Below are 24,334 nucleotides of genomic sequence, written 5' to 3'. Positions count from 1 at the left end.
ATATGCCGTAGATTATGGAAAATACCCCGGCGCGCTCTATTTCATGCGGCGCGCGATGGCGTACATACTTAATTATTTTTAGATGTTAAGTTAATTTTCAACCATTCCCTCCGCCACCGCCTCCATCACCACTAGACGCGTCCGACATCCCCTGCTGCTGGGAGCGCGCAGCAAGCGTCATCACTGGGCCCGTTGGGTTCTTGTCGATTTCTTCGCGCTCGCGCTGGAACTGCACCATCTCCTGCGCCCGTTGCTGATCCAATGCCTCCGTCTTCTGCAAGGTCTCATTGATGCCAGGCGATGGCGTGTTGAGCGAGGTTTCCGAGTGAAAGCCGGGCGTTTTGCCAAAGACAAAGGCGACATCATCTTGGATGATCACTTTGCGGAGTTCAGCCGCACGTTCGATCCCTGACTCTTTGACGGCATGCAATACCTCAGCGGTCTTCTCATCGGAGGTGCCTTTCGGGAGCTGCGCCTGGATGGCAGAGAACAACGCATAATCCCGATGATCAGAGGGAAACGCCTGCTGAGCGGCATCTTGGAAGGGCCTTGCTTGCTCGACCCGATCCTCATCGTGTTCGTGTGCGTTAGAGCGGGCAGTTGTCCCACCCAAACCTGGCGATGACGCATAGGCAGCGGGTTGGCGCTCCGGCAATACGATCTGCGCCGGCACTTCGCTTTGCGTTGGAATTGCCGGCGACGAGGCCTGCATCGCCTCTTGCTGCTCTGCCTGCAATGGAACAGCCGATGGCGCATCGTTCTGTGGCGTGCCTACTCGGGCTTGCTGCTCACTGCCCTGCTCCACCGGCCCATTTGCCAGTGTCGGCGCTGTGGGTTTCAAGGCATCTCGGCGCGCGCTTTGTGCCTGGGACAACGCCGCATCCAGGTCTTGGCCGGCAACGCCTGTTGCCGGCAACCCTTGGTCTTGCTGGAACTGCCTCACGGCATGTTCGGTCTCCGGACCATAGTGCCCGTCTTGCGGCACGGCCTGACAGTTTGGACCACGGGCATCCACTTGCTGCAAGCGATACTGCAAGAACTCGACCTCCTGCCCTCGGTCGCCGAGGCGCAGCACTTCCACTTCATGGGATGCCGGCGACACTGGCGCAGCGGCCTGAGTAGGCGCTTGATCGGGAGAGGTTGAAACTGATGATGCCGGCCCGGCACTCGGCGCAGACGCGCTCGCCGCCGTTGGAACCGATGCCTCCGCCTTAGGCTGGACTGCGCCGGCTGTCGGGGGTGAGGCAACCTCAGGCGCTTGGGTCTCCTGTGGTTTACGTTGTTGGACAGGTTCGGGCTTCGGTTCGGCAGGCTTGGCGACCGGGCGCACGTCTTCTGGCAGAGGCGCGTTGACGGGGACAGGCATCACGACCGGAGCAGGTGTGCCGGCCTCTGCTACAGCAGGCTGCTCAGCAGCGCGTGCAACGTCTCTATCCCTCTGCGCATCAATGGCTGCCTGAGGCGCTCGGGTTTCGTCCACATGCGGGGCGGTAACAGCTGTCGCCGCAAAGCTTGCGACCTGTTGCGCTTCTTGCGTGGACACACCTTGCCGATTGGCCTCCCGCAACGCTTGCTCGTAAGCATCGCGTTCTTGTGGCGATTGCGCATCAATGCGCAGGTCTGGTGCACCGGCCGAAGGGGGCTGCTCCTGCCGAAGTGACTGCACCTCGCCGAGTGCCTGATGGATGTCGGCGGTGCTGGTGGTTGCTGCGACGCGCACCAGACCATCAGCACCACGGCTCAGATGCTGGATGGGGCTGTCCACCGAATATTGGCCGGTCGCATCACGCTCCAATGCCAAAGAGCTGGTCGCGGCATCAATCCCGTTTGCCTCACGTGTCCTTTGCACCGCAAGCTGGATCGCGTCCGCAGTCTGGCCATTGGGCGCAACGCCATAGGCGGCATAGGTCGCCTCGGTGTTGGCCTGGTCTTGTTGCTGTGGCGTTGGCGTTTGCCTTGCCGGCATCTGTGCCAACGCTTGCGCGTGCTGCTCCAATGCCGGTTGCAAGCGTTCGCGCGTTGCGTTGAGTTCCAACGGGACATTGCCTTCGGCAGCAACGCCGTCGTGGCGCCACTGACCTTGCGTATCGCGCTGATACTGCTTGCCGTCCGAGGCTTGCAACGAGTCCGGGTTCAAGGCTGTTTGCACGGCCGCTGGCACGGGGCCGAAGTCCCCCCAACCATTGCGCTGATACGCAGCTTGATAGGTTGCTGCAATTGCGGCCGGACCTCGGGCGATGTTGGCGTCAACTACCTGGGCTGCTTGCTGGTCCAACGCGGCATTGCGCTCAGTGCTTGCTGGATCCACCGTCCAGATGGGCCGATCGTTCCGATCGACTTCGTCGGCGACCATCCGAGACCACTGGCCACTTGCCGGATCATGCCGCCAATCCCGTGCGTAAAGATGCGCAGCGTCTGTCTCACTGGATGGCTGCACATAAGGATTACTGGGTTGCACCTTGCCAAGCGCTTGCTCGGTCGCTTCGCCACTGGCGTGATAGTTCAGCTCGCGCGCTTTTTCGGGCAGCGCGAACATGCCCTGCTTCTGTGGCGTATCCACGCCATCGTCTTGCAGGTCGGCTTTTTCTTGGCGAAGCCACTGGCTGCCGTTGAACTCCCAGCTCACGCCCTGCTTGTCGGTCTGTGTATAGATCTGACGGTTGTCCCACAGCGTCGCCGCCTTGTCGGCAGCGGCACTGAACAGATAACCATCGGCCACCACCAACGCGACAGGCCCGGCGCCGGTTGTGCCAACAACGGCAGCGGCGGCGGCGCCTCCCGCCCAGCCGCCCGTGCCTCGCGCAGCAAAGTGCAACGCTTCTGAGCGTGCAGCGGTGAGGTTGTCTTGTGCCAACAGCGTGCCAACACGCTCTCCGGTTTGCGACGCATCGTAGGCAGTGGCGGCAACACCTAAACCCGCAAGCCCTGCTGTCATGCCGGCGCGACGCAAGCCTGGGATCTCCGGCTCGGGCACAGGCACGCGTGCAGGCGGAGCCCCTGGCCGCACGAGTTCATCAATAGTGGCAATGCCTTCCAGCCGGCTGTTCACGCCGTCACTGACGTGCAACTCGGCATGCTCTGCGAGCAACTTCGCTCGGAGAGCAGGATCGGATTTCGGAATCGCTTGCGCGTGTTCCGGTAGATCACGGTGCCAATCGGCCTGTTGTTGCCAACTCTCGCGGAGCTTCTGTGTCGCGACAGGATCTTTGAACCACGCGTTGCGCGCCTGCTCCAATACCTGTCCCGGTGGACGTGCATCAGTGCGACTATCGTAAACCTCAGCACCTTGGCGGTTGAAGATACGGATCGGCGCGCTGGTTTGCTCATGTACGGTGTCCAGACTGATCGGCAGCTTGGTGTAAATGGCCTCGCGCGCGCCTTCGGGCACGTAGCGGCCGTGGCCTTCCAGATCCAGCTGTTGAGCAAACCTTGCGTCGACCCCATGCTCGCTTTCCAGCTTGTGCGCGGCCATTGCACGCACCTCGACATGGTAGCCGCGCGATTGCAGATCCTTGATCAGTTCCGAACTCCACTGGCCATTACTGAGCGTGGTGTCGAAGATCAGGTTCTTCCTGCCTTCGATGGTGGCCTGCAGCAGCTCATCGGCCCACTGACTGGCATCGGGATGGGTGTAGCCGGACCAGGTGTAGGGGTGAGCATTGCGGATAGCTCTTACTTGGGGATGAAAGTCGCGTAATTCGTCTGGATCGATCTTTACTACATCCCCGATGAGCTCAAGCTGAGCTACTTTGGCAAGCCCTCCCTTACCTGCACCCGGTTGGCCTGCCAGGATGATCGCATTGGGATGATCGAACGACGTTTTTTGTAACAAGCCACTTCTTGGAAAGATTTTTTCATTGAGAATCTTCCCGTGCTCATCATGGGTAAGCGCGTAATCACTCATGACCTTGCGTGCCATCAAAGTAAGAGGCTAAATCAGACATTGCACCCATGTTTAAACGACTGTATCCAACAGCAAAGTCCTTCTTCTCGGCCCTCTCAATCGCCGCAGGATCCCCACTGGCATAGGCGGCTTCGAGTTCCTCGCTGGCTTCGGACATGAAAGATCCAATCCTTCCTTCAAGAGCCCAAATGGCGCCTTCAAATGGCATTAAAATGTAAGGTTTCTTGATGTACGCATCGAGAACTTCCTGAAGACTTTGGATCAGCTCGGGGTAGTCTGCGAGTAGTTCACGCAAGCTCTGCGGCACGGGAGGCGGAAGTAGTTTTTTTTCATTATCGCGCTTGAACATGTCGGAATTTCCCCTGCCAGGAGAGGTTGGCGCAGGCATGCGTTCTTCGAAGTAGGCAAGCATATTGCTGCCTTTCCAGTTGTGACTGAACCCCGCAGGCCCAAGCTGCCTACGCTTTTTCTCGGCCGCCTCCAATTTTACCGGGTCACCGTCCTCCTCAGCTTCCCTAAGCTCCCTGTTGACTTCACCCAAGATGGAATCCAAGCAATCTTCTAAGTTCCATATTGCAATCTCAAGAGGAGGAGTGACCAATGACGGACTATCCACCGACTCTTTGAGGGCCGATTTCAATCTATCCATATATTCAGGGTATTCCTGAAAAATTTTCTGCAACCCTTCGGGAACGGGAGGATATTCGCCAATGGAGCCAGATGAAGGAGAATTTTCCTGTATCATTTGAACATCCTGATCAGTGCGCTGGCTTTGACCATTGGGATACTTCGAACTCGGGAAGCCAAAATAATCCATCAAGTTCTGCCCCTTCCATGCGCCCTTAGCGGCGCTGTGAAGCATAAGCAGATGCGTTGACCTCGCTAGTGCGATTGCCTCTTGGTCACCTGTTTGCTCCGCAATGCGCAGCTTTTCGCTTGACTCGTCAATGAAAGTATCGATACAGCCCTCGATCGCCCAGATCGCAAACTCCAACGGAGGGGTGATCGGCGATGGCTTATCGACCGACTCTTGGAGGGCGCTTTCCAACCGCGCGATGTGATCGGGGTAATCCTTGAAGCTTTCGCGCAAGCCTTGTGGCACTGGCGGTCGTTTGCCGATCGAATCAGGAGAGAAATCGTTATTCTGGATCATGGCAGCCTCCTGATCTAGGCGTTGCATTGGACGTGGAAGATTGGGCTTGCGCTTAGGCGTTGCTACGAACGCACCTGGTTGCAATTGCCCCAACTGCTGCACAGTGCGCGCATTGATTATTCCCAGATCACGCAGCCGCTGTTGACCATGGACTCCATCAGCCTTTGATCTACTTAGATGCCTATTGGAAGACGTGCTATCACTCATGCGGGGACCATCTTTAAGGCTTCGATCTTCACCTTCGGCAACAAGCGCTTGGTGAAGTAGGCATCTTCGTAATACTTGATCTTCTCGCAGAGCACCGGGTTTGGAATGCCTTCGTAGAGAAAGACCTCCTTATCGAAGCCCATCGCCTTCAACTCTTGCGGCAGCATCAAGGCGCGGCGCTGCTCGGTCTCCGAGTAAGACACACTGCTTTGCTTGCCACTGGTGTGCGACTTGTTCTTCTTGCGGACCGTGGTGTAGCCGAGCATGTCCGAGTAGTCGTTGGCGTCTTGCTGCTCGCGCGGGGCATAGACGATTTGCAACGCATGGTTGGTGATGATGGTGCGCGAGACATCCTTGCCATAGGTCGCGTCCAGCTGCGCCATGCTCTGGATGATCGGCAGCAAGCGGATGTTGTAGCCGGCCATGTAGCTCACCGCGCTGGCGATGATGTCGACCCGGCCGATGGACGTGAATTCGTCCATGAGTAGCAAGCATTGATGATTGAGCGCTGGGTTGTTTTGCGGCAGCTCTTTGGTGTTGAGGTTGATGAGCTGACTAAACAGCAGGTTGATCAACAAGCGGCTTTCGGCAAGCTTGTTCGGCTGGATGCCGATGTAGATGCTCATCTTCTTCTTGCGCACATCGGTCAGCAAGAAATCGTTGCCGCTGGTTGCCGCATCGAGAATCGGATTGATGAACTGGTTGAGCGGCTCCTTGAACGTGCCCATGATCGAAGCAAAGGTTTCTTCAGCCTGCGAGAGCAAATTGTCGAACGCCGTCTTGGCGTCCCGGCCCAGGAAGTCGCGCTGCGAGAGCTTTTTGAGGTAGCCATTCAAGTCGCTCCCATCGCCGGACGACACGCGATAGAGCATCCCAAGGGTTGGGAACATCCAGGTGTCTTTCGGGTGCTTGCGCTTGATCTGATCATCGAGGCTATCAAACAGATAGAGCGTAAACGCCATGAAAGCATTGCGGGCCTGGCTCACCCAGAACTTCTGGGCATCGGAGCCATCCGGGTAGAGCATCGCCGCGATACTCATCAGATCCGACACGCGAAACGCCGGATCCGGAGAGATGTAGCTCAGTGGATTCCAGCGGTGGGTGCGCCCGTCTTCGGCAAAGGGGTTGAACAAAAAGACCTCTTGGCCTTGGCTCTTGCGCCAGCCGGAAGTCAGATCAAAATTTTCCTGCTTGATGTCTAGAACCACCACTGAGCCTTGGTAGTCGAGCAGATTGGGAATGACGATGCCCACCCCCTTACCTGAGCGCGTCGGCGCGGCCAGGATCACAAACTGCTGACCAGGCAAGCGCACCAGCTTGCCGCCGTGCTTGCCAACCACAATGCCGGTTGGCGACGGTTTGAGCATGTCCTTCTTGGCCAGATCACTTCCGGAGGCAAAGCGCGCGTCGCCATGCAAGGCGGCGGCCTTTGGCTTGAACAGGGGGATCAGCAACGCGAACCAGGCCAGGAGCGGCACACCGAAGCCAATGGCGCCGGCCAGCTTGATCTTGCTGGCATAGGGAGCGAACTGCGGGAGGTCGAGCGCTTTGACGTAAGACCAGTAGGCGCCCCAGCGGAGCGGCACAGTAAGCTTCAACAACGCCAGAGTTAGCTGGCTAGATAAGTAAAGGCCCGCTACCAAGGCAAGCGCCAACAGACACAGCGTCATACCGGTCTTGAACAACGGGCTTCTCATAGCGAGACGTCTCCCATCTGGAAATCCTTTTCTCTCTGTATAGATAATCTTCGGGCTTTTACAGGATTGCAGCCTGCTTTGGATCTAAATTCTTGTTTGATACGAGATATGCATTTGATTTGGGTGGGCTGATCAGAGACATTTCCAAAACCCATTGATCACCGCCGCCACCGCTTCCGGCGTTTCCATATGCACGTGGTGCGTGCCCGGCAGAAGATGCAGGCGCGCATCGCGCATCAGCGCCACGCGGTGATCGCGTAACGCATCCGGGAAATACACCTGCGCCGGCGTGGCGAAGATGGCCTGGGTCGGGCAGGCGATGGAGGCCAGCAATACGTCGATCTGCGCCTCGGTCATGCGGATCGCGGTCGGCAAGGTCAGGCGCGGGTCGCTGCACCAGCTATAGCCGCCTTCCACCGCGCGCACGCCGCGCTCCACCAGCAGGCGTGCGGCCGGTTCGGTGAGCTGGTTGGCCATCATGCGTGCGCGGACCGGCATCTCCATCGATGGAAACACCCGCAGCGGCCGCTGCGCCAGCGTGCGAGCCGAGGCCACTGCATCGCGCAGGCGAGTGGCCGTGCTCTCCACCGGCTCGGCCAGTGCGCCCAATGCCTCGATCGCGATCAAGGCTTCCACGCGTTCCGGCGCTGCGGCCGCGAGCAGGCTGGCAACGCCGCCGCCCAGCGAGTGGCCGAGCACGCTGAAGCGCTCCCAGCCCAGCGCATCGGCCACCTGCAGCAGAATCCCGATCGCGCTGCTGAGCGTGTATTCGGCACCGCTCGGCAACCACGCGCTGTGGCCATGACCAGGTAGATCGAGCAGCACCAGATCCAGATCCTGCGCGTGCAGATGCGCGCTCAGCGGCAGGAAGCTGGCCGCGTTGTCGAGCCAGCCATGCAGGGCCAGCACCCGGCGCGGGCCGCGTTCGTGATTGCGTAACCCTGTGATCCGGCCAATGTCCAGGTCGCACGCAAACGGCTCCAACCTCATACGCGACGTGCCAACGCGGCCAGTGCCTGCGCATGTGCCGGGCTGGCGTTGAGACACGGGATATAGCTCAGTGTGGCGTTACGCTCGGCCAGCGTTTCGGCAAAGCCCAAGGCCACTTCTTCCAGCGTTTCCAGGCAATCGGTGGCAAAGCCCGGGCAGACCAGATCGAAGCTGCGCACGCCACCTTCGGCCAGTTTCCACAGCGTGGGTTCGGCGTAGGGCTGCAGCCAGCGCTCCGCGCCGAAGCGCGACTGGTAACCCATCTCCCAGTCGTCCGTGCTCAGGCCCAGCGCGGCGACGATCGCCTGCGCGCTGCGCTCGCATTGCTGCGGGTACGGGTCGCCGGCATTGGCCACGCGTTGTGGCAGGCCGTGGAAGGAGAACATCAGCTTCTCGCTGCGCCCGTGCGCCTGCCAGTGCGCACGGATGGAATCGGCAATCGCTGCGACCCAGCCGGCGTCTTCGCAATAGTCCTGGATCACCTCAACCGCGATCTCCGGCGCGCTCGGGCGCCAGGCATCCACCACGTCCTGGATCGAGGCGGTGGTGGTGGTCGAATACTGCGGATACAGCGGCAGCACCACGATGCGCTTGATGCCGCGCGCACGCAGGCCGTCCAGCGTCTTGCGCAGCGCGGGCTGGCCATAACGCATGGCCCATTCCACGTGCCAATCGGGCATGACCTCTTTCAGGCCCTCGGCCAGGCGGCGCGTGTACACCGCCAGCGGCGAGCCGTCCGGCAGCCACACCTTGGCGTATTTCTCCGCCGACTTGGGCCCGCGGATCGGCAGGATCACCCCGTACAGCAGCGGTTTCCAGAACAGCGGCGGGATCGCGACCACACGGCGGTCGCTGAGGAACTCGGCCAGGTAGCGGCGCACGGCCGGGGCGGTGGGCGACTCGGGCGTGCCGAGATTGACGACCAGCAGGGCGGTATCGGAGGTGGTATTCATGCCGAGCATTCTGGCAGAGCGCAGCAGCGCTGCCGAGGACAGCGCACCGATCGACCTGATTGACGGCCTCTTGATCGCCCGGTTGCGCTCACCACCGATTCATTGCGCCACCACTAACGTCACGCCATTGCTATCTTTGACGGATCGTCCTTTGGAGCTTGTCATGCCCCGTTTGTCGCGCCTGGCCCTGTTGTTGTCGTTGACCTTCGCCGCCGGCCATGCCGTTGCCGGCCCGGAAGAGGACCAGCGCGCGCGTAACGCGGTTCGCGTGCTCAACGAGATCATGAAGATCCCCGAGCAGTCCATTCCGGACAAGCTGCTCGACGAGGCGCGCGCCATCGTGGTCATCCCCGACACGCTCAAGGCCGGTCTGGTGATCGGCGGCCGTCGCGGCCACGGCCTGATGTCGATGAAGAACGCCGACGGCAGCTGGTCGCAGCCGGTGTTCGTCAAGCTCACCGGCGGCAGCATCGGCTTCCAGGCCGGCGTGCAGTCCTCCGACGTGGTGCTGGTGTTCCGCAACGACCGCAGCCTGGACAACATCGTCAACGGCAAATTCACCCTCGGCGCCGATGCCGGCGTGGCCGCCGGCCCGGTCGGCCGCAATGCCGCCGCCGCCACCGACGGCCAGCTCAAGGCCGAAATCTGGTCGTGGTCGCGCGCCCGCGGCCTGTTCGCCGGCGTCGCACTGGATGGCGCGATCCTGCAGATCGACGATGCCGCCGATCTGAATGCCTACGGCGGTGGCGCCACCCCGCGCATGATCTTCGAAGGCCGTACCAACGAGCGTGCCTCCACCGACGTGATCGCCTTCCGCGATCGCCTGGAAGAGGCCACTTACACAGCGCGCGCCAACCGCGGCACCGACGGCGCCGCCGAGAGCACCGCACCTGCACCGCGTCCGCAGACCCCGTCACCGGCACAGGCCGCGAGCACTCCGCCGCCGCCGGCCAACGAGGCCAGCACCGTGCCGATGCAGCCCAGCACCACGCCGCCGCCGCAACAGGGATTCCAGCCGGTCTCCGATGGCGAAATTCGTACCGAATCGCTGGACGGCAACCGCTAAACCGCTGTCATCCCCCTGCGCGGTGCGCTGGGGTATCCTGCGTCTTCCTTCTTTTCAGCAAGCGAGCAGATCATGGGCGGTTTCAGCATTTGGCACTGGCTGATCGTGCTGGTGATCGTGTTGCTGGTGTTCGGTACCAAGCGGCTCACCAGCGGTGCCAAGGATCTCGGCAGCGCGGTCAAGGAATTCAAGAAAGGCATGCACGACGACGACAAGCCGGCCGCAAAGCTTGGCGACGACGCACGCACGGCCGAGCAGGCGCGTGAGGCGCAGGCCGAGCGCGACCGCGACGCGCGTTGATCCGGAGCGGCGTCGGTGTTTGACATAGGTGTTGGCGAACTGACGCTGATCGCGATCGTCGCCCTGGTGGTGCTCGGTCCCGAGCGTTTACCCAAGGCGGCCCGGTTTGCCGGATTGTGGGTGCGCCGCGCGCGCATGCAGTGGGATTCGGTCAAGCAGGAACTGGAGCGCGAGCTGGAGGCCGAAGAGCTAAAGCGCAGCCTGCAGGACGTGCAGACCTCGCTGCGCGAGGCCGAAGACCAGTTGCGCAACAAGCAGCAGCACCTGGAGCAGGGCGCCCGCGCGCTGCATGACGAGGTGGGCCGCGATATCGATATCCGCAGCAGCAGTGCGACACCGGTGGCGACGCCGCTGGAGCTGGCGCATGCGGATCTGTCGGCTGGGACCAGTGCTGAGTCGGTCGCAGGGACGTCGGCGCTTGCCGACGCAGCCGCTGCTCCAGCGGTTGCGGCACCGGTCATTGCCCAGGCACAGCCCATTGCACCGGCGCCCCATCAGACATTGGTGCCGGCCCCACATGACTCTGTGGTGCCGGCACCGCATGCAGCGCATCTCAGCAGCACCAGCGCGCAGGCTCGGACGCCGGTCACCACCACGCCGATGGAGCCAAGCACGCTGAAGGCGCCGACCGAGCCGACCGAGCCGACTGCGCCAACCAAGATCCAGGAGAAGCAGCCGTGAGCCTGTTCGACGACGCACAGGCCGAAAGCAGTCTGATCGAGCATCTGGTCGAGTTGCGCGCGCGGCTGGTGCGCGCCCTGATCGGCCTGGGCGTGGTGCTGCTGGCGCTGTTGCCGTTTTCGCGGGCGATCTATTCCTGGCTGGCCGCACCGCTGATTTCGCAGCTGCCGCTGGGGCAGACGATGATCGCGATGAACCCGGCCGGCGCGTTCTTCGCCCCGCTCAAGCTGACCTTCTTCGTGGCGGTGTTCTTCAGCGTGCCGTGGCTGCTGTATCAGGCCTGGGCATTCGTGGCGCCTGGCCTGTATCAGCGCGAAAAGAAGCTAGCGTTTCCGCTGTTGGCCTCGGCGGTGGCGTTGTTCTATATCGGCTGCGCCTTTGCCTATTTCCTGGTGCTGCCGGCGGTGTTTCACTTCCTGACCACGTTCAAGCCGGACGTGATCGCCATTACCCCGGACGCCAATTCCTATCTGGATTTCGTGCTGGCGATCTTCTTCGCCTTCGGTGCGAGCTTCGAGTTGCCGGTGGCGCTGGTGATCCTGGTGCTACTGGGCTGGGTCACGCCCAAGCAACTGAGCGAAGGCCGCGGCTACGCCATTGTCGGCATCTTCATCCTGGCCGCGGTCCTCACCCCGCCGGACGTGGTCTCGCAGCTGATGCTCGCGATCCCGATGTGCCTGCTCTACGAACTCGGCATCGTCGCCTCACGCGCGGTCGGGCCGAAAGCCGCCTAGCGCGCCCCGCGTCGGGCACCGACAGTGGCCAGGCATCTCCTTGTAGGAGCGCACTTGTGCGCGATGAAGCTTTCCCGGGAAAGCTTCATCGCGCGCAAGCGTGCTACTACGATCCCAAGTGATCCGGTCGCAAGCACATATGCGCTTGATGGCCAGAGCGCAGTGCTTGACGTGCCAGGACGACGGTTGGATGTGCGAAATGGACGCCTGTTTGCACAAGGCGCCAGGCCAACGCAGGTGCTAGCTGGCACCGAAGGTGCCGCTCATCGTAGGAGCGCACCCGGGCGCGATAGAGGCTTTCCCGGGAAAGCTTCTTCGCGCACGAGTGCGCTCCTACACTTCAGGCAGCAAACACGTCCGGGCGCGACGGCGGGGCCGGCTGTGCAACGGCGCCTTCGTGCGTGAACATCTGCTTCCAGGCGGCGTAGACCGAGCCTGCGAACACCGGCATCAGCACCGCCATCAGCAGCAGCTGGGCCAGCCACATCGCCACGGTCTGCCCGGCGACCAGGCCAACGATCAGCGCCACGATCATCACCGCGAAATAGATCGCGAAGATGCTGATGAAGGCCAGCACGAAAAACACCAGCATCGCCGGCAGGTTGTGCAGGCTGGCGCGCAGGCTTTCGCGCAGCGCGTGGCCGCCGGTGCTGCGGTCGAACATCACCTGCGGCGGCATCACGAATAGCGCCAGCGTCATTGCCGCAAAGGTGGCGATGGTCAGCAGCAGCCATAGCAGGATGCGGCCGGCCGGCAGGCTGGCGGCGAGCTGCTCGATCTGCACCGGGTCCGGTTGCGCGCCGGACTGGCTGATCTGATTGATCTTGACCATCACCTCGGACAATTGCTGCAGCCCGTTGGCGCCGATCATCACCAGCAGCAGCACGCCCAGCAGCAGGCCGGCGATCAGCTGCGGCAGCAGCGACACCAGCAGATGCGGCGCGCGGCCGTCCTGCAGGCCGTGCAGCAGATGCGACGGTTTGGCGATGCGGCCTTCGTCCACCTCGCGGATCGCCCACAGCATGCCGCCCATGAACAACGGGCCGGCCAGGACCAGCAGGAACTGCAACGCTGGGCCAAGCAGCGGCACCAGCACCGACAGCGACACCACCAGGGTGGCGGTCACGCTCCAGATCACCCCCAGCGAGCCAAGCGCCAGCGGCGCCCGCTTCAGCAGCGAGAAACCGGTCAACAGCCATTCTGCGCCGGCAGACGCCGGCACCTTGCGGATTTCGCTCATTCCCATTCCGGATCGACACGCACCGGACCATCCGGCGTGTGGCGATTATCGCTGCTTTTAGGTGTGCGCGGCGGAATGAGTGGCCACTGTTTGCAGGCCGCGTGCGTGATGCACGAAGCGGCGCAGCAGCTTGCGGGCGATCGGCGCGGCGGTGACCTCGCGGGCGACCGTGCGCGCGCAGTGGCCGTGGCGGGCGATGCACTCGGCGCGCGCCTGCACATAGCCGCGCATATGGTGGGTGGCGAACTCCGGGTGAAACTGCACGCCCCAGGTGGCCTGACCCCAGCGGAACGCATGGCAGCGGTCCTGGCGCGAATGCGCCAGCACGATGGCGCCATCGGGGGCGCGCACCACGGTTTGCATATGCGTGGCGTGCGCTGGGAAATGCGCCGGCAGGCCGGCAAACAAGGGGTCTTGCTCGGCAGGCGGGTGTAGTTCCAGCGCGATGGTGCCGGACTCGCGCCCGGCCGGGTTGTAATCGACCTCGCCGCCCAGCGCATGCGCCAGCAGCTGGTGCCCGTAGCAGATGCCCAGCAGCGGCATGCCCTGGTGGGCAGCCTCGCGCAGCCAGTCGGCGCTGCGTTCGCTCCACTCGGCGCGGTCGGTGACATAGGCGGCCGAGCCGCTGACGATGGTGCCGGCAAAGCCGTCGCGATCCGGCAGGCGATCGCCGTTGGCGACATCGATGACCACGGTCTCACGCTCGGCCAGCCCGGCCGCCACGCGGATCCAGTGCGGAAAACGGCCGTATCGCTTCATCTCCGGCACGGGGTGCCCGGTTTCGATGATCAGGAACGGCAAGGCGGACATGCGGTCGAGAAATCCAGCGGCGACTGATGTGCCCGATTGTATGCAGCTCCAGCCGGTTTTTTTCAACTGGCGAGCCAACGCATCCAGCTAAGGTTATGCCGGATGGCTATGTGTTGATGATTTGCTGGCTGGGCGGGAGCTGGCCACGCGCACTGTGTGGGTAAGAGCAGTGATGGCGGAGATGGTTTGGGTCACGTTGGTCCCCGGCTTGGTTGCCGCAGTGATCGCCGCGCCACTGATCCGGCCGTCCTCGGCCGTGCCGTGTAGCTGATCAATGGTGAGGCCGAATTCTCTGCCGATTGCGGCATGTGCGTGCTGACGTACCCTCATCCGCCCTTCGGGCACCTTCTCCCGCAGGGAGAAGGGAACAACGGTGGGAGAACTGAGTGAGCCCCTCTCCCGCCGGGAGAGGGGTTGGGGTGAGGGTTGCCTGCGACGATAACGGCGCAAACCCCGCAATCCGCTACTCCCGAGGCGGCAACACCGACAACACTTCTTCCACCGTGGTCAGCCCGGCTGCGACCTTCTCCAGGCCCGTCCGGCGCAACGTGCGCAATCCCTCGCCGCGAGCGGCGTGGCTGAAGCTGGCCAGGTCGGTGTCGGCGCGGATCAGGCTGCGCAGGCGCGGGGTCACCGGCAGCAATTCGTACAAACCCACACGGCCCAGATAACCGGTGCGTCGGCATTCCAGGCAGCCGACCGGCGCGTGCACGTTGAGCACCTCCGGCAGCGCTTCGCCCGGCTCGCGGATCGCCGCCCAGTCGTCGTCGCTGAGCGTGTGCGGGCGCTTGCAGTGCACGCACAAGGTGCGCACCAGCCGCTGCGCCAGCACGCCGTTGAGCGTGGAGGCGACCAGATAGTGCGGCACGCCCAGATCCAGCAAACGGGTGATCGCCGAGGCGGCGTCGTTGGTGTGCAGTGTCGACAGCACCAGATGCCCGGTGAGCGAGGCCTGCACCGCCATCTGCGCGGTTTCCAGGTCGCGGATTTCGCCGATCATGATGATGTCCGGGTCCTGCCGCAGCAGCGTGCGCACACCGCTGGCGAAATCCAGGTCGATGTTCTGCTGAACCTGCATCTGATTGAATTCCGGCGCGATCATTTCGATCGGGTCTTCCACGCTGCACACGTTCACATCCGGCGTGGCCAGGCGCTTGAGCGTGGAATACAGCGTGGTGGTCTTGCCCGAGCCGGTGGGGCCGGTGACCAGCACGATGCCGTGCGGGCGCTCGACCAGTGCGCTCCAGCCGGCCGCTTCTTCGGGGCTGAAACCCAGCTGCTCGATGCTCTTGAACGCCGAATCCGGGTCGAAGATGCGCATCACGCACTTCTCGCCGAACGCGGTGGGCATCGTGGACAGGCGCATTTCCACCTCGCGCCCGCCCGGCGAGCGGGTCTTGATGCGGCCGTCCTGCGGGCGGCGGCGTTCGGCCAGGTCCATGCGGCCGAGTACCTTGATGCGGCTGACCACCGCGGTCATCACCGACGGCGGCACTTCCAGCACCTTGTGCAGCACGCCATCGATGCGAAAGCGCATGCGCCCGGCTTCGCGGCGCGGCTCCAGATGGATGTCGCTTGCCCGCTGCTCGTAGGCGTATTGCAGCAGCCAGTCGACGATATGCACGATGTGGTGGTCGTCGGCATTGACGTCGCCGGCGCGGCCCAGTTCCACCAATTGCTCGAAGCTGGGCAGGCCCGCGCCCGGCTCGGCGCTGCGCACATCGCCACGCGCGCCGCGCACCGATTGGGTGACGCCGAAGAACTCCATCGTGTAGCGATGCAGGTCCAGCGGGTTGATCAGCGCCAGCTCGATGCGCCGCCGGCTCAGATGCTGCACATCTGCCAGCCATTCCAGCGCCAGCGGCTCGCTGGTGGCGATCAGCACGCGCTCGGCGTCCAGCGCCAGCGGCAGGATGCGGTGGCGGCGTGCGTAGGCATGCGACACCACGCCGGTGACGGCGGCCACATCGATGCGGGTGGGGTCGATGCGCAGATAACGCAAGCCGGTGCGGGTGGCCATCCATTCGGTCAGCCGTTCCAGGCCGAGTTCGCCGGCCGGCGGCTGCGCGGCATGCAGCTTGAGGTTGGCCAGCAGCACCAGCGGATGCACTTCGCTGGCGTTGCGTACGCCGGCGGCGGAGAACTGCACGCGCTCGTGTTCGTGCGGCACCACCATGCCATCGGCAAGCAACGCGGCAGCCACCGGGTCGAACATCAGCCGGCCGCGCGGCAGCAGTGCCACTGCGCCTTCAGGATCGGCCGTACGCCGCTGTTCCATGCTCGATGTTCCCCTGCCGCGGTGCTCCGCGGCAAAGCGCTGCGGGTCGGCCGGTATACTAGCGCACCCCTTCCGCACGGCCCTTGCTGCATGTCCGATTCCCGGCGCGTTCCAATCACTTTTCAGGGCCTGATCCAGACCCTCAACCAGTACTGGGCCGAGCAAGGCTGCGTGCTGATCCAGCCGCTAGACCTGGAAGTGGGCGCGGGCACGTTCCATCCGGCCACGTTCCTGCGCGCGCTGGGGCCGGAGCCGTGGAATGCGGCCTACGTGCAGCCCTCGCGCCGCCCCACCGACGGCCGCTACGGCGAAAACCCCAACCGTCTGCAGCGCTACTACCAGTACCAGGTGGCGATGAAGCCCAACCCGGACAACATCCAGGACCTGTATCTGGGCTCGTTGCAGGCGCTGGGCATCGACCCGCTGGTGCACGATCTGCGCTTTGTCGAAGACAACTGGGAGTCGCCGACGCTCGGCGCCTGGGGCCTGGGCTGGGAAGTCTGGCTCAACGGTATGGAGGTCACGCAGTTCACCTACTTCCAGCAGGCTGGCGGGCTGGAGTGCAAACCGGTGTTGGGCGAGATCACCTATGGGCTGGAACGGCTGTGCATGTATCTGCAGAGCTGCGACAACGTCTACGACCTGGTGTGGACCTACGGCCCGGACGGCACCCCGGTGAGCTACGGCGATGTCTATCACCAGAACGAGGTGGAGCAGAGCGCCTACAACTTCGAGCATGCCAACGTGGCCGAGCTGTTCCATCGCTTCGACGCCTGCGAAGCCGAAGCAAGGCACCTGGTCGAAGTCGGCCTGCCGCTGCCGGCCTACGAGCAGGTCACCAAGGCCAGCCACGCGTTCAACCTGCTAGACGCGCGCCGCGCGATCAGCGTGACCGAACGCCAGCGCTACATCCTGCGCGTGCGCACATTGTCGCAAGGCGTGGCGCAGGCGTATTACGCACAACGCGAGAAGCTGGGGTTCCCAGGGGTAAAGAAGTAACCGAGCCCCTCTCCCGCCGGGAGAGGGGTTGGGGTGAGGGTACGGAGGCGAAGCCCTCCTGCACCCAAACTCCACAGAGCTTCGCCCGTACCCTCATCCGCCCCGTTGGGGCACCTTCTCCCGGCGGGAGAAGGACCAGCAAGCCCCTCTCCCACCGGGAGAGGGGTTGGGGTGAGGGTACGGAGGCGTAGCCCTCGTGCACCCAAACTCCACAGAGCTTCGCCCGTATCCTCATCCGCCTCTTCGAGGCACCTTCTCCCGACGGGAGAAGGGAACACGTAAAGGTCCACGTCTTATGAGCGAACAACTTCCCCTGCTGATCGAACTGGGCACCGAAGAGCTGCCGGTCAAGGCGCTGCCGGGTCTGGCGCAGGCCTTCTTCGATGGCGTGCTGCACGGTCTGGAAAAGCGCGGCGTTGCGGTCACGCGTGGCGATGCCAAGCCGCTGTCCACACCGCGCCGTCTGGCGGTGCTGCTGCCGGGTGTGGCCACCGAGCAGCCCGAGCAGCGCTCCGAAGTGCTGGGCCCGTATCTCAACATCGCGCTGGATGCCGAGGGCAAGCCGACCAAGGCGCTGGCCGGTTTCGCGGGCAAGGCCGGCATCGATTGGACCGCGCTGGAGCGCACCAGCGATGCCAAGGGCGAGCGCTTCGTGCATCGCGCGGTGACATCGGGCGCGCGCACCGCCGATTTGTTGCCCGACATCCTGCGCGAAGCCATCGCCGCCATGCCGATCCCGAAACCGATGCGCTGGGGCGCGCACGAATACGCGTTCGCGCGGCCGGTGCAGTGGCTGGTGTTGCTGTTCGGCGATGCGGTGATTCCAGCCGAGTTGCTGGGCGTGCGTGGCGATCGCCTCACCCGCGGGCACCGCTTCATGCATCAGGGCGAGATAGCGCTTGCTGCACCGGGCGATTACGTCGAAGCGCTGCGCGCTGCGCACGTGCTGGTGGATGCGGACGCACGCCGTGCGCGCATCGTGGAAGAAGTCGAAGCGGCCGCAAAGCAGGCCGGCGGCAGTGCGCGCATCAGCGAGGACAATCTGCATCAGGTGGTCAACCTGGTCGAGTGGCCGTCGGCGGTGCTGTGCAGCTTCGAGCGCGATTTCCTGGCGGTGCCGCAGGAAGCGCTGATCGAAACCATGGAAATCAACCAGAAGTTCTTCCCGGTGCTGGATGCCGGCGGCAAGTTGACCGAGCAGTTCATCGGCATCGCCAATATCGTCTCCAAGGATGTGGCCGAAGTCGCCAAGGGCTACGAGCGGGTGATCCGTCCGCGCTTTGCCGATGCCAAGTTCTTCTTCGACGAAGACCTCAAGCAGGGGCTGCAGGCGATGGGTGCGGGCCTGACCAGCGTCACGTATCAGGCCAAGCTGGGTACGGTGGCCGACAAGGTGGCGCGCGTGGCTGCGCTGGCCGAAATTATTGCTCCGCAGGTTGGTGCCGATCCGGTGCAGGCGCGTCGCGCCGCGGAATTGGCCAAGAACGACCTGCAGTCGCGCATGGTCAACGAATTTCCGGAATTGCAGGGCATTGCCGGCCGACATTACGCCAAGGCTGCTGGCGAGCCTGGCGAGATTTCGCTGGCGATTGATGAAGCGTACCAACCCCGTTTTGCCGGCGACGATATTGCGTTGTCGCCGTTGGGCAAGGTGTTGGCGATTGCCGAGCGGTTGGATACGTTGGCTGGTGGCTTTGCGGCCGGGTTGAAGCCGACCGGCAACAAGGATCCGTTCGCGCTGCGGCGCAATGCGTTGGGGTTGGCGCGGACGGTGATTGAGAGTGGGTTTGAGCTGGATGTGAAGAATCTGCTTGTAGAGGCTAGGAATCAGATCAATGTCCAAGCAAGTGCCAGACAATTGCTTAAGACAGAAACTGCGATTACCAAGGCAAAAGATGCCGGCGCTGCTTTGCCGCCATCTGTTGAAAAAGAAGCACACACCGCCTTGGCGCTGGCTGGTCAAGATGCGGAGATTTTCGACTTCATCCTAGACCGCCTGCGCGGCTACTACGCAGACAAGGGCGTGCCTGCCACGCACTTCAATGCGGTCGCTGCCTTGTTCTCGGTCGCGCCCGAGGGCGCTCCTACAGCGCTTGGCGTAGGAGCGCACCTGGGCGCGACCCACGGTTCCCTCTACGACTTCGACCGCCGCATCGATGCGATCGGCATCTTCGCCACGCTGCCCGAGGCCGAAGCATTGGCCGCAGCCAACAAGCGCATCCGCAATATCCTGCGCAAGGTCGAGGGCGAGATTCCCGGCGATATCGACACCAGCCTGCTGCGTGAGCCGGCCGAAGAAGCACTGGCCGAAGCAGTGGAAGCGGCCATCGGCGATACCGGCGATGCGCTGCATCGCCACGACTATGTCGCCGTGCTCGCGCGCCTGGCGCGGTTGCGCCCGCAGGTGGATGCGTTCTTCGATGGTGTGATGGTCAACGCCGAAGACGCGCAGCTGCGCGCCAATCGGCTCGCGTTGCTGAAGAAGCTCGGCGACCGCCTCGGCAGCGTCGCCGCCATCGAGCATCTGTCCAGCTGATGGCAGCGTCCGCCGGCGCGGTGCACTGGCAGACCGCCCAGGCGGCGTTGGCACGTCGCGACCTGGGTGTGGCGGCGTCTGCATTGCAGGCGCTGCTGGCAGTGGACCCCACCCATGTGTCCGCACGCGTGCTGCTGGCCGGCACCGTGTTGGCCAACGGCAAGATGCGCGAGGCGGTTGCGCAGTTACGGCTGGCCGCCAGAAACCTTGGTGACGACGTGGCGATGCGTTGCCGCGTGGCGCAAGCCTTGTTACGCGTCGGCGAGCATCGCGAACTGCATGTATTGCTACGGCATCCATCGGTGATGCAGTGCCAGGATGGTGCGACCCTGGCGCTGCTCGCGCATGTGCATCAATCCCTCGGCGAACATGTCGAAGCACTGGCGATGATGCAGCGCGCGCAGGCGTGCGGATTCGATGGCCCGGATTTCCGCTTCTTTCTTGCGGTGCAACTGCAATTCAATAATCGCCTAGACGATGCAGCGCAGGCATTGGATCGTGCATTGGCGCTGTCGCCAGGCTATGGCCGCGCCGCGCTGACGCGTGCGCGGCTACGCCGTCAGACTGCAAGCAGCAATCATCTCGATCAGTTACGTCAGCAGCTGCAGCTCGCCAAGCCCGACAGCGAAGATCACGCCGGGCTGGCGTTCGCGCTGTACAAGGAGCTCGAAGACCTTGGCCAGACCGATGCCGCCTGGGAGGCTCTGCAGCATGGCAATGCGGTGATGCATGCGCGCTTGCGTCACGATGCCGACGCAGAAGCAGCGCTGTACGCGCAGTTGGGTGCATTGGCTGACCAGGGCGTGTTCGCCGCGCAGGAATCCAGTAACGCGCAAGGCCCGCAACCGATCTTCGTGTTGGGTTTGCCGCGCTCGGGCACCACGGTTCTGGAGCGAATGCTGGGCAATCATTTGCAGATCGTGTCGGCCGGCGAATTGAACGACTTCGGCCATCAGCTGCGCTGGGGCGCCGACCAGGCCGGCCGCAGCCTGCTGGATGCGCGCCTGCTGCAGGCGCTGCCAACGCTGGATTACGCACAGATCGGCACGCGCTATCTGGAACAGACGCAGTGGCGCGCCGGATCGGCGCGCTGGTACATCGATAAGTTGCCGACCAATGCGGTGGCGATCGGCGCGATCGCGCGTGCTTTGCCAGGTGCGTTGATCGTGCATCTGGTACGCGAGCCGATGGCGGTGTGTTTTTCCAATTACCGTGCGCTGTTCGGCGATTCCTATGCCTACAGCTACGATCTGCACACGCTGGCGCGTCACTATCAGGCGTATCACGCGTTGATGGCGCAATGGCGCGCTGCGTTGCCGGGCCGGGTGATCGATGTGGACTACGCGCAGATGGTGCGTGAGCCATCCATGGTGCTGGAGCAGTTGATGCTGCGCTGTGGGTTGGAGATCGAGCCTGGGCAGATCGATATCACCCGCAATGCGGCCGCATCGGCCACGCTAAGCAGCGTGCAGGTGCGCGAGGGTGTGCATGGGCGCAACGTGGAGGAATGGCGGCGCTATGCCACGCAGCTGGAGCCGCTGCGGCAGGCATTGTTGCAGGCAGGCCTGATCGACGTGGGCTTGCATTAGCGGGGCCGAACAGATCTGAGGCGCCACGCCTGAAGACCTGCGCGTGTCTTCAATCTACCTGCACGGCCGACGCACTCTCTCAGTGAGCAGCAGGCGATCCGGCTGCGACGACGCGCGCGACGTCCTGGACGCTTTGCCTTGGAGCGGATAGACAACTGACGGATGCGTCTTGCCCGCCCCGAACGTGCCTGCCCCGAACCTGCATGGGCCAAAGACGCCAGCGGCAGCCGTTGTGGCTGCCGCTGGACGAATGCAACGCAGTGACTCAGTGCGCGCCGAAGCGCCAGTTCAATTCCAGCATGTAGGAACGGCCGTAGCCGGTGTAATTGAAGATGTTGTAGTACGGGTAGCTGGTGTAGGTGCGGTCGCGCGGCGGCCGGGTGTCGGCCAGGTTGTTGACCGTCGCCGTCAGCGAGATGTCGTCGTTGACCGCGTAATCCAGCGTTGCATTGAGCGTGGTCCACGCGCCGACCTTGCGTGCGCCTTCCACCGCATAGCCATCGGTGCTTTGTTGCGCGACGAAGTTGGGCGTGCGGCCATTGCGCTGGCCGAACAGCGTGGTGGTCCATGCATCTTTCTGCCACGTCACCGAGGCATTGACGATGCTGCGGAACTCGGAGGAGAAGAACGGCTCGCTGAGCAGATCGCGCACCGGATCTTGCGGGAACTGCTGGCTTTCGTGCTTGAGCGTCAAGTTGTATTGCGCGTCGAAGACAAACAGGCCCCAGGATTCGGTGGCCAGGTTGTACGTCGCTTTGCTGAGCACGCCGGAAATTTCCTCGTTGGAGATATTGACCGGGTTGATGCGGATATTGCTCAAGCGGTTCGGAACCGGGGCATCGGCTGCGGTGCGATCGATGCGCGACAACGCATCCACGCAGGTGGGCGAGCTGATATCCAGGCTTCCCAGGCGGCAGGCCGATTCGGTCTGCAACAGATTGTCGGTGCTCAGGTCGCTGACTTTCTGGTCGATCTTGATGTTGTAGTAGTCGGCATTGACGCTGAAGCGCGCGCTGGGCGACCACACCACGCCATAGCCGAAGGACTTGGCGGTGATCGACTGTAGCTCGGGATTGCCGGCACGGCGGCCCTGGATGCTGGTGCCGGCGTAAGTGCAGTCGGCGATCGGCACGCCGGGTTCTTCGAGCGCGCAGCGGTAGTAGTCGTTGACGCCCTGGAAGAAGCCGCTATCGCCGGCAAAGGTGAACGCCATGTCCGGTGCCTTGAACGCGGTGGCGTAGTTGCCGCGGAACAACAGCGAATCGGTCGGGCGGAATTCCAGCGCGGCCTTGTAGGTGAACTTGGAATCGCTACCACCGCCCTGGTTCTTGTAGTCGTCGAAGCGGCCAGACAGGTTGGCGGTAAGCGTGCTCAGGATCGGCACGCGTGTCTCGAACGCCGCTGCCCAATTCTCGCGCTTGCCGCTGCCCTGGGTGCCGGTCAGCTGATAGAAATCGCCAGCGATGACGCGTTGATCGGTCGGGTTCTCCCAGTATTGGTTGCCTGCCTGCAGCACGCCGGCAACGCCCACGGCGCCGGCCGGCAGACTGAACAACTCGGTGTTGGTGAGTTGCAGGTTGACGTTCTGGGTCCAGGTCCTGGACTTGGTGCGGATCTCGTCGTTGAAGCTGCGGTACTGCGCCGGCGTCAACGCGCGATAGAAGTTGGCATCGTTGGGCGAATAGATCGGGTAGCCGGAGAAGTCGCCCTGCGGCGCGCCCAGGAACTGTTCGCGGAAGAAATCTTCGATGCGGTCGGCCAACGGCCATTGCTGGCGGCTGTCGATGCGGTATTCGGCGCGCGCGTAGTACGCATCGTAGGTCCAGTTGCTGGCGCCCAGCCCGCCCTTGATGCCGGCGGCGATGTTGTAGGAATCGGCGGTCTGGCGGTCGTTGTTGAAGGTCGGGCTACCGGCTTCTTCGGGCGCGAAGATGCGCTGGTAGCTCTCCAGTTGCTGGCTATCCTGATTGTAGAACAAGCCGCCGGTGTCGGACGAGGTCTGCCAGAAGCGCGAGCCGCCGTTGACCTCCACCTTGGTGCGATTGAGCAGCAGCGTTGCGTAGCCTTCGGTGTTGTCGTTGAAAGCGTAAGTCAGGTTGGCATAGCCGCTGGCGCTGCGTTCCTTGTTGAGGATGCTGGCGTAACCGGGCTCGGTGCGGCTGCTGCAGAAGTTGCCGCGATTGGCGCGGTTGTCGTATTGCACCGAGCCGTTGAACAGCGGGCCCAGTGCATCGCAGTTTGCGGCGCCCGGGTCAATGTAAGTGGTTGGCGTGTTGTGCAGTGCGATGCGCGAGCCATAGCGCAGGGTCGGGTCCGGATTGTCGGAGGTGGAATCGAAATCGCGTCGCTGGTAGCCGTAGATCGGGTCCTGATTGTTGAGCTGCAGGCCCCAGACGATATCGGCCTTGCCGAGGGTGCTGCCGCCGGTGAGCTGGAAGCGCTGGTTGTTGCCGCCACCACCGTCGTAGGTGCCCATGCGGTAATTCATCTGCACGCCGTCGATGTGCTTCTTCAGGATGATATTGACCACACCGGCAATGGCGCTGGAGCCGTAGATCGAGGACTGGTTGCCGGGCGCCACATCGATGCGTTCGACCATGCCCACCGGCACGCTGGCCAGATCGACGAAGTTGCTCTGGCCGTTGTAGAGCAGCGGGTAGTCGGCCATCGGCCGGCCGTCGATCAGCACCAGGGTGAAGCCGGGGTCCAGCCCGAGCAGGCTCAGCGACTTGGCGCCGGCAGTGAAGCCGCCACTGAACTGGCCGTCCTGCACCGAGCCGGTGGCCATCGGCTGCGAACGCAGCACGTCGTAGACATCCTTGAAGCCGCGGCGCTGGATGTCCTGGGCGGTGATGGAGAACACCGGGCTGGCCGTTTCGACCTGCGATCGGGGAATCAACGAGCCTGTCACGGTGACCTTGTTCAATTCGGTCACTTCGTCCTTGTTCTGTGCGATCGCAAGCGACGGCAGGGCAAGCGACGGGAATGCAAGGGCGGCGCAGACGGCATTGACCAATAGATGACGCTTCATGAAAACCTCTCTCTCCAAAGGTGTGGAACAGGGCGCGCGGCAATCCGGGGGAGGGCCGCTTGGCATGCTGTCAACGAAACGTTAACAACACCCCGACTCTAACCAGCGCATGCGCGTCCGTATAGTCGAGATTGCTTAGATTTTTTGTCCCTTCACGCCCAGGCTG

Annotated in this window: 15 protein-coding genes and 1 pseudogene; 7 read left to right on the top strand and 9 right to left on the bottom strand. The window is 63.1% G+C overall.

Going from position 1 to position 24,334, the window contains the following annotated elements; genetic code table 11:
• Positions 1–97 precede the first annotated feature (97 nt).
• The 5 genes and pseudogenes from ABS769_RS11810 to hemH form a co-directional block, all read right to left on the bottom strand.
• Complete coding sequence (locus tag ABS769_RS11810; RefSeq protein WP_317062251.1) at positions 98–3,919, bottom strand: zeta toxin family protein; 3,822 nt, start codon at positions 3,917–3,919, stop codon at positions 98–100.
• 862 nt (positions 3,920–4,781) lie between these two features.
• A pseudogene (locus tag ABS769_RS11805) lies at positions 4,782–4,994 on the bottom strand (hypothetical protein); the annotation flags it as partial.
• Positions 4,995–5,260: 266 nt separating this feature from the next.
• Complete coding sequence (locus tag ABS769_RS11800; RefSeq protein ID WP_317062258.1) at positions 5,261–6,934, bottom strand: type IV secretory system conjugative DNA transfer family protein; 1,674 nt, start codon at positions 6,932–6,934, stop codon at positions 5,261–5,263.
• Positions 6,935–7,093: 159 nt separating this feature from the next.
• Positions 7,094–7,945, bottom strand: a complete 852-nt coding sequence (locus tag ABS769_RS11795) for an alpha/beta fold hydrolase (protein ID WP_317062257.1) — start codon at positions 7,943–7,945, stop codon at positions 7,094–7,096.
• Positions 7,946–7,947: 2 nt separating this feature from the next.
• Positions 7,948–8,913 (bottom strand): ferrochelatase, encoded by a 966-nt coding sequence (gene hemH / locus ABS769_RS11790; RefSeq protein ID WP_317062250.1) that lies wholly within the window; start codon positions 8,911–8,913, stop codon positions 7,948–7,950.
• 154 nt (positions 8,914–9,067) lie between these two features.
• Here hemH and ABS769_RS11785 point away from each other — a divergent pair, with 154 nt between their 5' ends.
• From ABS769_RS11785 to tatC, 4 genes are all read left to right on the top strand, one after another.
• Entirely contained in the window at positions 9,068–9,970 is a 903-nt protein-coding gene (locus ABS769_RS11785; protein WP_317062249.1) for a lipid-binding SYLF domain-containing protein, read from the top strand.
• Between the two features lie 72 nt (positions 9,971–10,042).
• A complete protein-coding gene (gene tatA / locus ABS769_RS11780) occupies positions 10,043–10,270 on the top strand; it encodes a Sec-independent protein translocase subunit TatA (RefSeq protein ID WP_006449086.1) in 228 nt (75 codons plus the stop codon).
• Between the two features lie 15 nt (positions 10,271–10,285).
• Complete coding sequence (gene tatB, locus ABS769_RS11775; protein ID WP_317062248.1) at positions 10,286–10,951, top strand: Sec-independent protein translocase protein TatB; 666 nt, start codon at positions 10,286–10,288, stop codon at positions 10,949–10,951.
• Positions 10,948–11,685 (top strand): twin-arginine translocase subunit TatC, encoded by a 738-nt coding sequence (gene tatC, locus ABS769_RS11770; RefSeq protein ID WP_006449088.1) that lies wholly within the window; start codon positions 10,948–10,950, stop codon positions 11,683–11,685. Before tatB ends, tatC begins: the two co-directional genes overlap by 4 nt.
• A gap of 340 nt (positions 11,686–12,025) precedes the next feature.
• Here the strand turns inward: tatC and ABS769_RS11765 are convergent, their stop codons facing one another.
• The 3 genes from ABS769_RS11765 to ABS769_RS11755 all read right to left on the bottom strand — a co-directional run bounded on the left by ABS769_RS11765 (position 12,026) and on the right by ABS769_RS11755 (position 16,013).
• Positions 12,026–12,925: a BPSS1780 family membrane protein gene (locus tag ABS769_RS11765; protein WP_043907497.1), complete on the bottom strand. Its 900-nt coding sequence runs from the start codon at positions 12,923–12,925 to the stop codon at positions 12,026–12,028.
• Positions 12,926–12,982: 57 nt separating this feature from the next.
• Positions 12,983–13,735 (bottom strand): glutamine amidotransferase, encoded by a 753-nt coding sequence (locus tag ABS769_RS11760; protein WP_317062247.1) that lies wholly within the window; start codon positions 13,733–13,735, stop codon positions 12,983–12,985.
• Between the two features lie 463 nt (positions 13,736–14,198).
• Positions 14,199–16,013: a GspE/PulE family protein gene (locus tag ABS769_RS11755; protein WP_317062246.1), complete on the bottom strand. Its 1,815-nt coding sequence runs from the start codon at positions 16,011–16,013 to the stop codon at positions 14,199–14,201.
• Positions 16,014–16,103: 90 nt separating this feature from the next.
• Between ABS769_RS11755 and glyQ the strand changes: the two genes are divergently transcribed.
• The 3 genes from glyQ to ABS769_RS11740 all read left to right on the top strand — a co-directional run bounded on the left by glyQ (position 16,104) and on the right by ABS769_RS11740 (position 21,137).
• Complete coding sequence (gene glyQ / locus ABS769_RS11750; protein WP_317062244.1) at positions 16,104–17,012, top strand: glycine--tRNA ligase subunit alpha; 909 nt, start codon at positions 16,104–16,106, stop codon at positions 17,010–17,012.
• Positions 17,013–17,307: 295 nt separating this feature from the next.
• Positions 17,308–19,548 (top strand): glycine--tRNA ligase subunit beta, encoded by a 2,241-nt coding sequence (gene glyS / locus ABS769_RS11745; RefSeq protein WP_317062243.1) that lies wholly within the window; start codon positions 17,308–17,310, stop codon positions 19,546–19,548.
• Complete coding sequence (locus ABS769_RS11740; protein ID WP_350498166.1) at positions 19,548–21,137, top strand: tetratricopeptide repeat-containing sulfotransferase family protein; 1,590 nt, start codon at positions 19,548–19,550, stop codon at positions 21,135–21,137. Before glyS ends, ABS769_RS11740 begins: the two co-directional genes overlap by 1 nt.
• A gap of 265 nt (positions 21,138–21,402) precedes the next feature.
• On the opposite strand, the gene ABS769_RS11735 is transcribed toward ABS769_RS11740, so the two are convergent.
• On the bottom strand, positions 21,403–24,168 hold the full coding sequence (locus ABS769_RS11735; protein WP_430544171.1) for a TonB-dependent receptor domain-containing protein: 2,766 nt from the start codon (positions 24,166–24,168) through the stop codon (positions 21,403–21,405).
• Positions 24,169–24,334 lie beyond the last annotated feature (166 nt).

Origin of the sequence: Xanthomonas hortorum (assembly GCF_040279205.1) — a bacterium.
GTDB classification, from domain to species: domain Bacteria; phylum Pseudomonadota; class Gammaproteobacteria; order Xanthomonadales; family Xanthomonadaceae; genus Xanthomonas; species Xanthomonas hortorum_F.
This window is presented reverse-complemented; position numbering and strand designations above follow the sequence as displayed.